Here is a 14,454-nt window from a genome sequence, read left to right as displayed (position 1 = left end):
CGTTCGGAGTCCGGTCATATCAGGGCCATGATTTTAGTTGATAGAAAGTTCTGTTCTGGAGAGACCCGCGTGCGCCGATGGCTGAAATCAACCGCCTTTTTTATCATCGCTGTGATTGTGGTGATTGCGCTGGGGGCTGCGGCCTTAATGATCAGATTGAGCTTGAAGCCTCTCTCGCTCGGACCTTTTTCTGATCAAGCAGCGATTTTTATTAATGATCTCTATCCCGATTTTGCCGTAGATTTTTCCCGGGCTGCGCTTTTTTGGAACCGGGATGAAAACCGCCTTGAAATTACCTTATCGGATGTAGCCCTGTCCCTGGTTGACGAATCCGGTGATGAAAATGATGCGAAGCTGCCATCGTTGATCATTTATTGCGAGGCAAGCGCCCTTTTGCAGGGACAATTTCGCCCGCTGAATATCATCATCGAAGAGGCCGATGTGCGCATTGGCTGGTCGGCGCAAAGGCTGGATGCCCTTTTGCGCGGCGAAAGCCGGGCGACTGATGTTGCTGAAAGCGCTGATAAAAACGCTGATGATGGTGCTCTCGATCTTGAAATGCCGGCGCTTTTGAAAACGGTGATTGATCAGTTGACGGATGAAGTGAGCCCCGATGCCCCTTTTTCCTCCCTTGTTCAATTGGAAATCAAAAGCGCGCACATAGAATTGCAAGAACGCCCATCCGGGGTGATCTGGACCATACCCGATGCCGCCTTGCAATTTCGCCGGGCCGGAGAAGCTCAGTTAAATGTAAATGGGCAGGGCCAGATCATTGCGAATAACAAGGGTCCAGCCGGTGCCATCAGCTTTGAAGGTCGCGTTTTCGGGAAGGACGGCCGGCGCCAATTTGATGCCCGCTTGACCGATCTGCGCTTGCCTGCTCTGGCGCGCGGTATTGATAAACTCGCGTTTTTTCTTGGTCTTGAGATGCCCCTGAGCACGGATTTGCATCTTGATCTGTCTGCAAAGCCCGAGCGAACATTGGCGATCATGCTTGATCTGCGGGCGGGTAGTGGGGCTTTGGCGATCAGCCCATGGTATGATGCGCCCCGGGCTTTTGACGAATTGGCGGCATCGCTTTTATATGACAGCAAAAGCCGATTGCTGGAGGTGACCGGCCTTTCGGCACGTTTTGCCCAAACAGAATTATTTTTATCCGGTCAGGTTATGCCCGGCCGCAAAGGGCCGCCCGCAATCAATTTAAAAGGCGGATTTTCGCAATTGCGGGTGCAGGATCTGGCCGAATACTGGCCCAATGATCTGTCCTCGGGAGCACGGCGCTGGATCGCTGAGAATATGCCCAAAGGCCGCCTTCATGATGGCAATCTTATCTTGAACCTCAAGGCCGCAGATTGGCAGGCCGAAAGCCTGAGCAATGAACAATTCAGCCTCAATTTTAAATTTGAAAAACTTGAGGCCCATGTTTTAAGGCCGATGCCGCCCATCCTCGATGCTTCGGGCGAGGGCACATTATCGGCGCGCGATCTGATGCTGCAGATCAAGGGTGGCGCGGCTGATGGCTTGCCGGTGGCTGGATCACAGGTGCATCTTTATGATTTTGATCAGCCCGGCCCACAAATGGCCAGCATTGCTTTGAAAGTTGAGGCCCCGCTTCCCGATATTCTGCGGCTGATCGATTATGAACCCTTGGGCTATACCACGTCTTTTGGTTTAGAGGCGGATCGCCTGATAGGTGATGGCCAGCTTGTGGCGCAGCTTGATTTTCCGCTGGTGAAAGAATTGTCTTTGGATGATGTGGGGATCGATGTGCAGGCGACTGTGCAAAAGCTTGCGATCCCCGATCTTTTTGCCCAAAAACCTTTAGAAGACGGCAATCTTGATCTGCATATTGATCGCTATGGCCTGAAGGCTGCGGGCACCGCTCGGCTGGGCGCGGCCGATCTTGATATCATCTGGAAGGAAAATTTTAGCGCCGAAGATGGGGCCTTGTCTTCGGATTTTACCATCACATCATCTTTTGATCGCGCGATTTTGGCCAATCTGTTTTTTGATCCTGCGCCCTATTTTTCCGGCACGGGTAAAGCCGAGATCACCCTGCAAGGCCGTGGCCCTGAAATCGAAAAGGGGCAGGTGGCCCTGAATTTGGATGATGCGATTTTGGCGGTGGAGCCTTTGGGCTGGCATAAGCCCGCCGAGATGGCCGCAACATCAAGCTTTTCCATCGATTTCAGTGATGAGGATCAAATCCATTTTGAACAGATCAGGATGCAATCGCCGGATGGCGCGCTTTCCGGTTCGATTGATCTGGCCGGAGATGGTCGTTTTCTATCCGCCGATTTTCCCCTTTGGCGCATGGGTAAAACCGATATCAGCGCCAGATTATCTATGAAGGATCAGGCCTATATCCTTGATGTGGATGGGAAAAGCCTGGATTTAAGGGGGCTTTTGAAATCCTTGGGCGCGCGCTTAGGCTCGCCTGACCAATCATCAGCACAAACAGCCGATGAGCAGCCGATAGAGGCCATATCCTTTGCCTTTGATCTGGAAAGGCTTGTGGCGCTGGATGGTATCAGTTTTTATGATCTGGCTATTTCCGGCCGCCATGATGGGCAGATTGTGCGGGCTTTGAACCTATCGGCCAAAACAGGGGAGGATGAAGCCCAGAATGACGAGGCTTTATATCTGCGCCTGATGCCAGCGGATAATGGGAAAGCGGACAATAAGGATGGTCGAAGCCTTGTTTTGTCGTCTGGCAATGCAGGACAAACACTGAAGGGGCTGGGCATTTTTCCCAATGCCGAGGGGGGCGCTTTGGATATGCGCGCCGATCTTTCCCTTGTTGAAGGGAATCTGGCAGCCAGTGGCGAGGCCAGATTGAGCGATGTAACCCTTCATCAATCACAGAATGAAACTCTTTCGGGCGATGCGGGCAGCGGGCTGGAGGACTATATCGGCCCGGGAGGGCTGGTTTTTGATGACATGCGGGTGCCCTTCAGCCTGCAAAACGGGATTGTGGATATTGATGGGGCCTCTGCCAATGGTCCGCGTATTGGATTAACCATGGAAGGGCAGATCGATGAACAATTTGATCGCATCAATATCAATGGGGTGATCGTTCCTGCCTATCGGTTCAATTCCTTTCTGGGCAATATTCCCCTGATTGGCGGATTGTTCACCGGCGGGCAGGGGGGGGGTTGTTTGCCTTGTCTTATCGGGTGAAGGGCCGCACATCCGATCTCGATATTTCGGTCAATGCGTTGACGGCGATCATGCCGGGGATTTTGCGCAAACCCTTCGAGGGCAGCAAGGGCAGGATCGAGCCTGATGACCTTGATGAGCTTGATGAGCTTGATCCCCTGGATCCTTTGAATAATCCGCCAAAAAATGGGGAGGAAGCTGATCCGGCCCTTGAAAGCGCCGAACCGCCCCAATAAAGCTGCATCTGACCGGCTGAAGAGAATTTCAGGAGGATTTCAGGATGACGAGGGCATGGCGCTTTTTGCCCGCCGATAATTTAAGCTGATGATCCTCGAAATCATCGGCAGAAATCCGATAATTTTCGTCCTCTACGGGCTGATCATTGAGCCGCGCCCCGCCCTGGCTGATCAGGCGGCGCACTTCCTTGCGCGATTGGGCTAGCCCGGCTTCGATATAAAGATCGAGGATGCTTAATCCCTCATCCGTTGATGCAGGATCATCAGATGAGGTGAGGCGCCCCGGCTCGATGACGATTTGGGGCAGGCCCTCCGCCAATGTGCCCTGCTCAAAAGTTTGGGTGGCAGTATTTTGCGCCATCACAGCGGCATCGTCCCCGCGCGCCAGCCTCGTGGCTTCAAAGGCCAGAATTTTCTTGGCTTCATTGATCTCCGCCCCGCCCAAGGCTTCAAGCTTTGCAATCTCGGCCAGATCAAGCTCGGTAAACAGGCGGAGGAAGCGGCCAACATCGGCATCAGGAACATTCCGCCAGAATTGATAATAATCATAGGCAGAAAGGGCCTCTTCATTAAGCCACACCGCCCCTTGTGCGGTTTTGCCCATTTTGCTGCCATCGGATTTGGTGATCAGGGGGCTGGTGATGCCATAAAGCTCAAGCCCATCCATGCGCCGGCTCAATTCAATGCCATTGATGATATTGCCCCATTGATCGGAGCCACCCAATTGCAGGCGGCAGCCATGCCGCTTGGCGAGTTCGGCAAAATCATAGGCCTGTAGGATCATATAATTGAATTCGAGGAAGGTCATGGGCTGTTCGCGTTCCAGCCGCAGCTTCACCGAGTCAAAACTCAGCATTCTGTTGATCGTGAAATGGCGGCCCACATCGCGCAAAAAGCTGAGATAACCCAAACCATCCAGCCATTCGGCATTATCAACCATCAGCCCGCCGGTGGGGCTGTCATCAAAATCGATGAAGCGGGAAAAAACCCGCTTGATCCCCGCCATATTGCTATTGATATCCTCAAGGCTCAGAAATTTACGGGCTTCATCCCGGCCTGTGGGATCGCCGATGCGGGTGGTGCCGCTCCCCATCAGAACAATCGGCTTATGGCCCGTTTTCTGAATCCAGCGCAGCATCATGATCTGCACCAATGAGCCGACATGCAAGGACGGGGCGGTGCAATCAAAGCCGATATAAGCAGGCAGGCTTTGGCGGGCGGCCAAAGCATCAAAGGCCACATCATTGGTGCTTTGAAACAAAAAGCCGCGTTCATCAAGAACACGCATGAGATCGGATTGATAGCTCGTCATAAGGATTGATTCTTGTCAGACATTGGGGCCAAAGATGGTGGGTAAACGAAAAAGCCCGGTTATCTAGCACGGCCTGTGCGCCGGTTGCAATTGGCCGATGCACAGCAGGGAATGGACATGACAAAGCTCGCAGCAGCCTATCGCGCCCTTGGATTGATGAGCGGAACATCCCGCGATGGCATCGATGCGGCGATCATCGAAACCGATGGTCAGGATTGGGTGCGGACCGGTCCCTCCTGTTTTTTGCCCTATGAACCCGAAATGCGCCATGATCTGGCGCAAGCTGTGGCGCGCGCCCGCCAAGGCGGATTTGAGGTGAAAACCGAAATGGCAAGCATCGAGGCCCGGATCACCATGGCGCATCAAGATGCCGTGGATAAGCTTTTGCAAAAGTCATGCTTGGCACCTGATGAAATCGATCTGATCGGCTTTCATGGTCACACCCTTTTTCATGATCCCAAAAACGGGCTGACATGGCAGATCGGCGATGCCGGGGCTTTGGCGCGGGCTTCTCAGATCGATGTGGTGGCCGATTTCCGCAGCAGGGATGTGGTTGCCGGGGGCGAGGGCGCGCCGCTGGTCCCGGCCTATCATCGGGCGCTATTTCGGGCCTGTGCCGATGATCGGATCAAGGATCAGCTTGTCGCGATCCTTAATATCGGCGGGGTTGCAAATATAACCTGGCTCGATTTGCGCCCGGATCACCCCGATAGCGCGGATGAAGCGCGGATCATGGCCTTTGATTGCGGCCCCGGCAATGCTTTGATCGATGATTGGGTGTTGCAATCTTTGGGCGTGTCTTATGATAAAGGGGGGCGGCTGGCCGCTAAGGGTCGTTCGGATGAAGGGATCATCAAGGACCTGATGGCCCACCCGTTTTTCGCGCGGCCTGCGCCCAAATCTTTGGATCGCGATGCCTTTTCCCTGCAATCTTTGAAGGGGCTATCGGCTGAGGATGGTGCGGCCACACTCACGGATTTTACGGTGCGCGCCATTGGCAAGGCGCGGGCGCATTTCCCCCATCCGGTTGATGGCTGGTATGTCACCGGGGGTGGGCGGCATAATGGCACCTTAATGCGCCAGCTTGCTGATCATCTGGCCGTGCCGGTAAAACCCGTGGAGCAGATTGGGTGGAATGGCGATGTTTTGGAAGCCGAAGCCTTTGCCTATCTGGCAGTGCGATCCAAACTGGGCTTGGCGATCAGCTGGCCCCAAACCACGGGCGTGCCAAAAGCCATGAGCGGGGGGCGCCTGTTCCCCCATTCATGATCTTATGGCCAATCCTGCCACACGGGTTCAACTCAGGCGCTTATCCAGATAGCGATTCACTTCACCGATCATCTGATCAAGCTTACCTTCAAAAAAATGATCGCCGCCTTCGATGATGGCTTGATCGATGGTAATGGCCTTTTGCTGCTTAAGCTTTTCGATCAGCTTTTGAACGGCAGCGGGGGCGACAATATCATCAGCCGTGCCCTGCACCACGATCCCCGATGAAGGGCAGGGTGCCAGAAAGCTGAAATCATATTTATCGGCGGGCGGCGCAACAGAAATAAAGCCCTGAATTTCCGGGCGGCGCATCAAAAGCTGCATGGAAATCCAGGCACCAAAAGAAAAGCCCGCAACCCATGTGGCGGGCGCTTCGCTATTAAAGGTTTGCAGCCAATCCAGTGCCGATGCGGCATCCGATAGCTCGCCAATGCCTTGATCAAATTCGCCCTGCGAGCGGCCAACACCGCGAAAATTAAAGCGCAAAGTGGCAAATCCGCGCTGCGCAAAGGCATGAAACAGATGATACACCACCTTGTTATTCATGGTGCCGCCAAATTGCGGATGCGGGTGCAGGATCAGCGCAACAGGCGCATTGGCTGATTTTCCGGGTTGGTAACGGCCTTCAAGCCGACCCTCCGGACCGTTGAAAATAACATCGGGCATAGGTTTGGGGTACTCTCCGATCGGGCAATGATCACCAGGGTGCCAGCACGCAGACTCTGGAACGAACTCGCTTTATATAACCCTGTGGTGCCCCGGCGCAAGCCATCGCGCAGCAGCAGGCCAACCATTGGAATTGGCAGGATCGTTTTTTTAGCTTTGAAACCGTGCTTATGACATGCCATTTCACAGGGATGAAAACAACACGCCATTATCTTGATCATAATGCCACGGCTCCGGTTTTGCCTGAAGCCCGTGAAGCGGCCCTGCGTGCCATGCTTTTGGTTGGCAATCCATCTTCTGTGCATCATGAAGGGCGGGCAGCCAAGCGCCTGCTGGAAAAGGCACGGGCCGAGGTGGCAACCCTCATTTCGGCGCGGCCACAGGATGTCATTTTCACATCCGGCGGCACCGAAGCCAATCATCTGGCCCTGCGCGGCCTGCGCTTGCCCAAAAATGCGGATGGGGCAAAGGACGCGGCTGCCTTCCGCCCCCTGATCATCAATGCCACCGAGCATGAAAGCGTTCTGGCGGCAGCCTCAGCGCTGGATGGGCGGCTGGATGCTGATGGGGTCACACGCAATCAGATGGCCCTTTGCCCGGTGGATCAGGATGGTTTGATCGATTTTGCGGCCTTGCGCCAATGTTTGGCCGAAGTATCCCGCCCTGCGCTCGTCTCGATCATGCTGGCCAATAATGAAACCGGCGTGATCCAGCCCATCGCCGCCATCGCCCGTATCGTGCATGAGGCAGGCGGGCTTTTGCATTGCGATGCGGTGCAGGGGCTGGGCCGCCTGCCCATTGATGTGGGGGCGGCGGATGGCCCTGATTGCATCAGCTTTTCGGGCCATAAAATCGGTGCCTTGAAAGGTGTGGGCTGCCTGTGGCTGCGGCCCGCTTTGGGGCTGATGCCGCTCATCACCGGGGGCGGGCAGGAACAGGGGCGGCGATCGGGCACGGAAAATTTTCCTGCTATCGCAAGTTTTGGCGCCGCCGCCCTTCACGCTCGCCAGCAATTGGGTGCGATGAAGGGAATTGCCGCCCTGCGCAGTTATCTGGAACAAAGGCTGGCCGAAATCGCGCCAGAGGCTGAAATTTATGGCCGGGCGGTGGAAAGGATTGCCAATACCAGCGCCATTCGGATGCCCGGCTTATCTGCGGAAACCCAGGTGATGAGCTTTGATCTTGAGGGCATTGCGGTCAGTTCCGGTGCGGCCTGCTCATCGGGAAAAGTGCGGACCAGCCATGTGTTGAAAGCCATGGGGGCCACATCACAGGCGTGTGGCGAGGTGATCCGGCTCAGCATGGGTGTGCAAAACACGATGGAGGATATCGAACGGTTTTTGGTTGTGTGGAAAAAGATTTATGATCGCGCCCGATCCCGTCGCCCAATGTCGATGACCTGATCTTGTAAGCGTAAGATGAGGGGGGCGAGCCATGTTTGATGAAGCCAGGACCCGTAAAATGCCTGTGAAGCGTCCGATCTATCTGGATTTTCAAGCCACAACACCCCTTGATGAACGGGTGTATGCGGCCATGACGCCATGGTTTGGGGCTGGGTTTGAGGCAGGTTTTGGCAATCCCCATTCCACCACCCATCGTTTTGGCTGGGAAGCCGCTGCGGCCATCGATGAAGCCCGCAAGGCGGTGGCGCAGGTGATTGCGGCCGATCCCCGGGCGGTTTTTTTCACGTCCGGGGCAACGGAATCCAATAATCTGGCCATCAAAGGCGTGATGGAGGCCATGCTTTCGGTAAAGCCCGAACTGATCGTGCCGGTGACCGAACATAAATGCGTGCTGGAATCGGCTTTGGCGATGGAGCGCCGGGGCGCACATGTCAAATGGTTGCCGGTGGGGCGCGATGGCCTGATCGATCTGGATCAACTGGCCGACCTGATCACGGATCGCACCGCCCTTGTTTCGGTGATGGCAGTGAATAATGAAATCGGGGTGATCCAGCCTTTGGCCGAAATTGGGGCCCTGTGCCATCGGAAAGGCGTTTATTTCCATTGTGATGCGGCCCAGGCGTTTGGAAAAATCCCTCTTGATATCAAAGCGATGAACATCGATCTTTTGAGCATTTCAGGCCACAAGATCTATGGCCCCAAAGGGGTGGGGGCGATTTTCATGCGGCGATCCCGGCCCCGGGTGCGGTTCGTGCCGCAAATGTCGGGGGGTGGGCAGGAAGAAGGGGTGCGCTCGGGCACTTTATCCCCGGCTTTATGCGTGGGATTGGGCGAGGCAAGCCGCGTGGCAGCCCAACAAATGGACGAAGATCGCCGCCATGTGCGCAGGCTTTCGCAACGATTTTTTGAAGGATTGCGGCAGGCGCATCCGGGCATTTTGATCAATGGCGATCTGGAAAAGCGCTATGAGGGCAATCTCAATCTTTCCTTTCCCGGGATTGATGGGGATCGGTTATTGTCTGGCCTGCGCGATCTGGCGGTGTCATCGGGGGCGGCCTGTGCCTCGGCCACATCGGGGCCATCCTATGTGCTCCGCGCCATCGGGCGTTCGCGTGCCGAGAGTTTATCCTCGATCCGCTTTGGCTTTGGCCGGACCACAAGCATCGATGAGGTTGATTTCGCATGCGAAACGATCAATCACGTGATTGATGAATTGGGGGGTCTCAAAAGCGGGGATCGCAATCAATGACCATGAAGCCGGATCATATCGAGATCATCTTTATGGGCAGGGATGGTCAATCCCACAGAAAGGTGGATGCGCCCATCGGGATCTCATTGATGAAGCTGGCGCATCTATTTGGCGTGGATGTAGAGGGGGCCTGTGGCGGCAATCTTGCCTGCTCCACATGCCATATGATCTTTTCTCCACAGGATTTTTCCAGATTACCGCCCATGAGTGAGGATGAAGAAGATCTGCTTGATCTGACGCCGGGTGTCACCCCAACATCAAGACTGGGCTGCCAGATCATCACCGGGCCGGATTATGATGGGCTGGTGATCAAACTGCCCCCCGATCATGATGAGGATTGGGGCTGAACTAACAGTGGGCTGGGATGTTGTGTCTGGCCGTTTGGTTTATCTGATGTTTTTTCAAAATCAACAAACACTTTGAAAGGTTTAATATGATTAAGGTCCATCATCTCAATGAATCCCGCTCGCAGCGGATTTTATGGCTGCTTGAAGAATTGGGGGCTGAATATGAAATCCAGCATTGGACCCGGGATGCGGAAACTCGCTTTGCCCCCGCAGGATTAAAAGCCATCCATCCTTTGGGAAAATCCCCGGTGATCGAAGATGGCGATCTGGTTATCGCTGAATCGGCGGCCATCGTTGACTATCTGGCCCAGCTTTATGGCCAGGGCGCGCTGATCCCTAAAACCGATCATCCTGATCATTGGGCGCATCAGCAATGGCTGCATTTTGCTGAAGGATCGGCCATCCTGCCGTTCCTTTTGGGGTTATATGTGGGAAAATTGGGCGAAGCAGGTGCGCCTTTGGGGCCAAGAATAAACAGCGAAATCAATAATGTGCTTGATTATCTTGAGGCAGCACTGGAAGGCCGCGATTTTATCATGGGCGATGATCTGAGCGCGGCTGATTTCATGCTGATTTTCATTGCCGAAATCGCCCAAAGCAGTGGACGGCTGAAAGAACGCCCGAATCTGAGCGGCTATGTCGCCCGCATCCAAAAGCGCCCGGCTTATATCCGCGCTCTGAAAGCCGGTGGCCCCTATAGCTTTGCGGCCACCCCATCCAATTAAGCCTTTTGGCGGGGGCGTGTTTTCCATTCCTTGAAATGGACCATGTCCCCGTTTTCCTGATAATCAGGGCGGAGCATTTCCAGAAAAAGCGGCGCGATATCAGCCGGTTTTGCCAGGGTTTCAGGATCTTCACCGGGAAAGGCTTTCGCCCGCATACCGGTGCGGATCGGGCCGGGATCGATCAGATTGACCCTGACCGCCGTTTTGGCACATTCTGCGGCATAGATTTCAACCATTTTTTCCAAGGCGGCCTTGGTTGTGGCATAAAGCCCCCAATAAGGCACAGCCTTGTGCGCGGCCCCTGATGTGACAAACAGGGCGCGCCCGGCATCCGATTGCCGCAAAAGCGGATCAAGGCTGCGGATCAGGCGCCAATTGGCGGTCACATTCACGGCCATCACCTCATCCCATTCCTTGGGAGCGAGATGACCAAGGGGTGAAAGCGACCCCAAAAGCCCGGCATTGCCCACCAGAATATCCAGCTTTCCCCAGCGTTCATAAAGGGCAGCCCCCAAACGATCGATCCCCTCATAATCTGTGAGATCAAGAGGCGTGAGCGTTACCGAGCCGCCCATCGCGCGGATGTCATCATCCAGTTCTTCCAAAGCGCCCACGCTGCGGGGCCGCGCCAAAGCAACGATATGCGCCCCTTGGGCGGCCAAAGCTTTGGCAACGGCATAGCCGATCCCCCGTGAAGCGCCGGTAACGACGGCAATCCGATCTTTTAATAAAGCCATTTTTGCTATCCGCTGGTTTCAGGGGGCCACAAATAACGCAAGTTCCTGATCGCGATCATTTTCCTGATCGGTCAGATGCGTTGGATAATCCCCGCTAAAGCAGGCATCGCAATATTGTGGCTGTTGGTTATTACGGCCTTCGGGAAGAAGACAGGCATGATAAAGGCCATCGATGGAAACGAAAGCCAGAGAATCGGCATGGATATAATCGCGCATGGCATCGATATCCATGCGGGCGGCCAAAAGCTTTGAACGTTCGGGGGTATCGACCCCATAAAAGCAGCTATGGCGTGTGGGTGGGCTGGCGATCCGCATATGCACCTCACGCGCGCCCGCTTGCCGCACCATATCAACGATTTTGAGCGATGTAGTGCCGCGAACGATGGAATCATCAACCAGAATGACGCGCTTGCCTTCGATTTGCCAGCGATTGGCATTGTGCTTTAACCGAACCCCCAAATGGCGGATATGATCCGATGGCTCGATAAAGGTGCGGCCCACATAATGATTGCGAATGATCCCCAGTTCAAAGGGAATGCCAGATTGCGCTGCATAGCCAATGGCCGCCGGCACCCCGGAATCGGGAACCGGGATCACCACATCGGCATCCACGGGGGCTTCGCGTGCCAATTCGGCCCCGATGCGTTTGCGCACATCATAAACCGAAAGGCCATCCACAAGGCTATCGGGCCGCGAGAAATAAACATGCTCGAAAATACAGGGGCGGGGATTTTGCGGAGCGAAAGGCTTGATGGATTTAACGGTTTGGCCGCTTCCCTCACCACTGATGATGACGATTTCCCCCGGTTCGATTTCGCGCACATAATGCGCCCCTAAAATATCGAGGGCGCAGGTTTCCGAGCACAGAATATGGGAATCCCCCAGCTTGCCCATCACCAGCGGGCGCACCCCCAAAGGATCGCGCATCCCAAACAGCCCATCGCGGGTGAGGATGACAAGGGAATAGGCCCCTTCGATCTTGCGCAAGGCATCGATCAGCTTGTCATAAAGGGAGCGATAAGTGGATGTGGCAACCAGATGAATGATCACTTCGCTATCGGAGGTAGATTGAAAGATCGAGCCATGACGCACGAGTTGCCGACGCAGATGCCAGGCATTGGTAAGATTGCCATTATGCGAAACCGCAAAACCACCGGTGGCCAGATCGGCAAAAAGCGGCTGCACATTGCGCATGGAACTGCCGCCCGCCGTGGAATAGCGCACATGCCCGATGGCGCTGTGGCCTTTCAAGGTATCGATCAGCTTTTGGCTGGTAAAATTATCGGCAACATGGCCCAATTGACGTTGGGAAACGAAATGCGTGCCATCAAAAGCGGTGATCCCCGCCGCTTCCTGCCCGCGATGCTGCAGGGCATGAAGGCCCAATGCCGTATGGGCGGCGGCATCTTCGGTGCCGATGATCCCAAAGACGCCGCATTCTTCATGCAGCTTATCATCATCAAAAGGCGAGGTGATGAGGGGAGCTTTATGCGGCGATTGGCTCATGTCTTGATCTGATCCCGAATGAGCTGCCCTTAAAGCAGGCTTGACTGTTCCAGACCTAAGCCGATCCCGTTTGGCTTCAAGATCCATTCTGTGCCTTCCTATACGCCCAGAGCCTGCCGGTGAAAAGCCGTTTCCCTGCAAAAATTACATCAAATCGGGCTATGGCTTTTTGGGTTCCGGCTTTGAATTTGGCGTATCGTCTTGTGATTTCAGCAATTCTTCGAGCTTTTGGTTCATCATCTGTCTTTGGGCATCTTCATAAGCCGGTTCAACCACATCGCGCAGGCGCTGGCTTCCGCTATCATAGCTTTTGCGCATCTGCTGCAACAGCGCCTCGCCGGTTCGATCTTGTTCCACTGTGCGAAAAATTTCCGGCCCGGTTTTTGCCACCATGGTGGCTCCATAGGCAACGATGGGCTTGAAGCGCGCCTGTTGCACCCAATCGGGATAGCGCTTTTCCCCAAGGGTGGCGGAAAAAAACAGATAGGTGGAAGAAATCAGGATCGCCCCCAAAATCAGGCCCAAAGCCGCACCAAGGGAACGATCAAGAAACCCCACAGGGCCCGAGCGCACCCGCCCGCCAATGAAATTGGCCACGATCTTGAGGATGACAAGGCTTGCGATGAACAAAACGGGCAGGGCGATGAAATCGGCCAGGGTGGGTGGCTCGATCAGGTCGCGGGCAAAGCGCGATACCATGGGCATGGCATAAAGGGTGATCAATATGGCCCCGATCCAGGCCAGAACAGAGAGCAGCATCGTGGTGAAACCGCGAAAGATGGCATAAAGGAAAAAGCCCGCCATCACAATCAGAACCAATATATCGAATGCCGTCATCGATTCCGACATGGCGTCCTCATTTCAATGCACCAAGGATTTTTGCAGGCCTCATCTCTGTTTCCTTCCGCCTTTGTGGCCTGAAAAAACCGCCCTTGTCCAGTGCTCGATTAAGCAAGATGCAAAGCCCGTTCATCGGGGGCAAACAGATCGACCAGTTCATGCAAACGCCCGAAATTCTCGATGCAAAGGCCCGTTGCCCCCGCCTTGGTGCCGTTGGGGATCAGGGCTTTGGTAAAGCCCAGCTTTTCGGCTTCTTTAAGGCGGGCTTCGGCCTGGGTTACCGGGCGCACATCCCCCGACAGGCTGATTTCACCGAAAATGACCGTTTCCTGCGGCACAGGCACCCCCGACATGGATGAAATCAGGGCTGCTGCCACCGCCATATCCGCCGCGGGTTCGCCCACCTTCAGTCCGCCCGCCACATTGAGATAAATATCCGATCCCGATAAGCCCAGCCCGCAGCGGGCATCGAGAACAGCCAGGATCATCGCCAAACGCCCGGAATCCCAGCCCACCACCGCGCGCCTTGGGTTGGCCGCAGAATTGGACGCCACCAGCGCCTGAATTTCCACCAGCAAAGGGCGCGATCCTTCAATGCCGGCAAAAACCGCCGACCCCGCCACGGCGGACGCGCGATCCGACAAAAAAAGCTGCGAAGGATTGGAAACTTCCGATAGCCCGATGCCGGTCATTTCAAAAACGCCGATCTCGTCCGTGCCGCCAAAACGGTTTTTGACACTGCGCAAAATGCGATATTGATGGCCGCGTTCGCCTTCGAAATAAAGCACGGTATCAACCATATGCTCCAAAACCCGGGGGCCGGCGATCTGCCCATCCTTGGTGACATGGCCCACGATCAGCATGATGGTTCCACGGCTTTTGGCATAGGCGATCAATTCCGCGGCCGAGGCGCGCACCTGAGCCACGGTTCCCGGCGCGGAATCGAGCTGATCGGAAAACACGGTCTGGATGGAATCGATGACCAGAACCGCCGGCGGGTTCTTT

At 55.1% G+C, this 14,454-nt stretch carries 13 protein-coding genes; 7 read left to right on the top strand and 6 right to left on the bottom strand.

Annotation, left to right across the window (positions count from 1 at the left end):
• The first annotated feature begins 69 nt into the window (after positions 1-69).
• Positions 70-3,180, top strand: a complete 3,111-nt coding sequence (locus tag AQ1_RS08250) for a YhdP family protein (RefSeq protein WP_042086207.1) — start codon at positions 70-72, stop codon at positions 3,178-3,180.
• Positions 3,156-3,395: a hypothetical protein gene (locus AQ1_RS08245; RefSeq protein ID WP_042086205.1), complete on the top strand. Its 240-nt coding sequence runs from the start codon at positions 3,156-3,158 to the stop codon at positions 3,393-3,395. Before AQ1_RS08250 ends, AQ1_RS08245 begins: the two co-directional genes overlap by 25 nt.
• 28 nt (positions 3,396-3,423) lie before the next feature.
• On the opposite strand, the gene tyrS is transcribed toward AQ1_RS08245, so the two are convergent.
• Entirely contained in the window at positions 3,424-4,707 is a 1,284-nt protein-coding gene (tyrS, locus tag AQ1_RS08240) for a tyrosine--tRNA ligase (RefSeq protein ID WP_042086203.1), read from the bottom strand.
• A gap of 117 nt (positions 4,708-4,824) precedes the next feature.
• Between tyrS and AQ1_RS08235 the strand changes: the two genes are divergently transcribed.
• Positions 4,825-5,976 carry an anhydro-N-acetylmuramic acid kinase gene (locus AQ1_RS08235; protein WP_042086201.1) on the top strand — a complete coding sequence of 384 codons (1,152 nt, stop codon included), beginning with the start codon at positions 4,825-4,827 and terminating at the stop codon, positions 5,974-5,976.
• A 27-nt stretch (positions 5,977-6,003) separates the two neighbouring features.
• On the opposite strand, the gene AQ1_RS08230 is transcribed toward AQ1_RS08235, so the two are convergent.
• Positions 6,004-6,642 carry an alpha/beta hydrolase gene (locus AQ1_RS08230; protein ID WP_042086199.1) on the bottom strand — a complete coding sequence of 213 codons (639 nt, stop codon included), beginning with the start codon at positions 6,640-6,642 and terminating at the stop codon, positions 6,004-6,006.
• A 191-nt stretch (positions 6,643-6,833) separates the two neighbouring features.
• On the opposite strand from AQ1_RS08230, the gene AQ1_RS08225 reads away from it, so the two are divergent.
• The 4 genes from AQ1_RS08225 to AQ1_RS08210 all read left to right on the top strand — a co-directional run bounded on the left by AQ1_RS08225 (position 6,834) and on the right by AQ1_RS08210 (position 10,366).
• On the top strand, positions 6,834-8,045 hold the full coding sequence (locus tag AQ1_RS08225) for a cysteine desulfurase family protein (protein ID WP_042086198.1): 1,212 nt from the start codon (positions 6,834-6,836) through the stop codon (positions 8,043-8,045).
• A 58-nt stretch (positions 8,046-8,103) separates the two neighbouring features.
• Entirely contained in the window at positions 8,104-9,294 is a 1,191-nt protein-coding gene (locus AQ1_RS08220; protein WP_042086249.1) for a cysteine desulfurase family protein, read from the top strand.
• Positions 9,291-9,641 carry a 2Fe-2S iron-sulfur cluster-binding family protein gene (locus AQ1_RS08215; RefSeq protein ID WP_313978688.1) on the top strand — a complete coding sequence of 117 codons (351 nt, stop codon included), beginning with the start codon at positions 9,291-9,293 and terminating at the stop codon, positions 9,639-9,641. Before AQ1_RS08220 ends, AQ1_RS08215 begins: the two co-directional genes overlap by 4 nt.
• An 86-nt stretch (positions 9,642-9,727) precedes the next feature.
• Positions 9,728-10,366, top strand: coding sequence for a glutathione S-transferase family protein (locus AQ1_RS08210; protein WP_042086197.1), 639 nt, complete (start codon positions 9,728-9,730; stop codon positions 10,364-10,366).
• Here AQ1_RS08210 and AQ1_RS08205 read toward each other — a convergent pair.
• The 4 genes from AQ1_RS08205 to AQ1_RS08190 all read right to left on the bottom strand — a co-directional run.
• Entirely contained in the window at positions 10,363-11,103 is a 741-nt protein-coding gene (locus AQ1_RS08205; protein WP_042086195.1) for an SDR family NAD(P)-dependent oxidoreductase, read from the bottom strand. The two genes, AQ1_RS08210 and AQ1_RS08205, sit on opposite strands and share 4 nt — an antisense overlap.
• An 18-nt stretch (positions 11,104-11,121) precedes the next feature.
• Complete coding sequence (gene purF / locus AQ1_RS08200) at positions 11,122-12,609, bottom strand: amidophosphoribosyltransferase (RefSeq protein WP_042086194.1); 1,488 nt, start codon at positions 12,607-12,609, stop codon at positions 11,122-11,124.
• Between the two features lie 159 nt (positions 12,610-12,768).
• Positions 12,769-13,458, bottom strand: coding sequence for a CvpA family protein (locus AQ1_RS08195; protein WP_052371124.1), 690 nt, complete (start codon positions 13,456-13,458; stop codon positions 12,769-12,771).
• Between the two features lie 98 nt (positions 13,459-13,556).
• Positions 13,557-14,454, bottom strand: an 898-nt coding sequence (locus AQ1_RS08190; protein WP_042086193.1) for a DNA repair protein RadA, incomplete at its 5' end; no start/stop codon positions are given.

The organism is Iodidimonas nitroreducens, from assembly GCA_000710935.1.
In the GTDB taxonomy this organism is placed as follows: domain Bacteria; phylum Pseudomonadota; class Alphaproteobacteria; order Sphingomonadales; family Rhodothalassiaceae; genus Iodidimonas; species Iodidimonas nitroreducens.
Note: the sequence above shows the minus strand (reverse complement) of the source record. Positions and strands in the feature narration are given on the sequence as shown.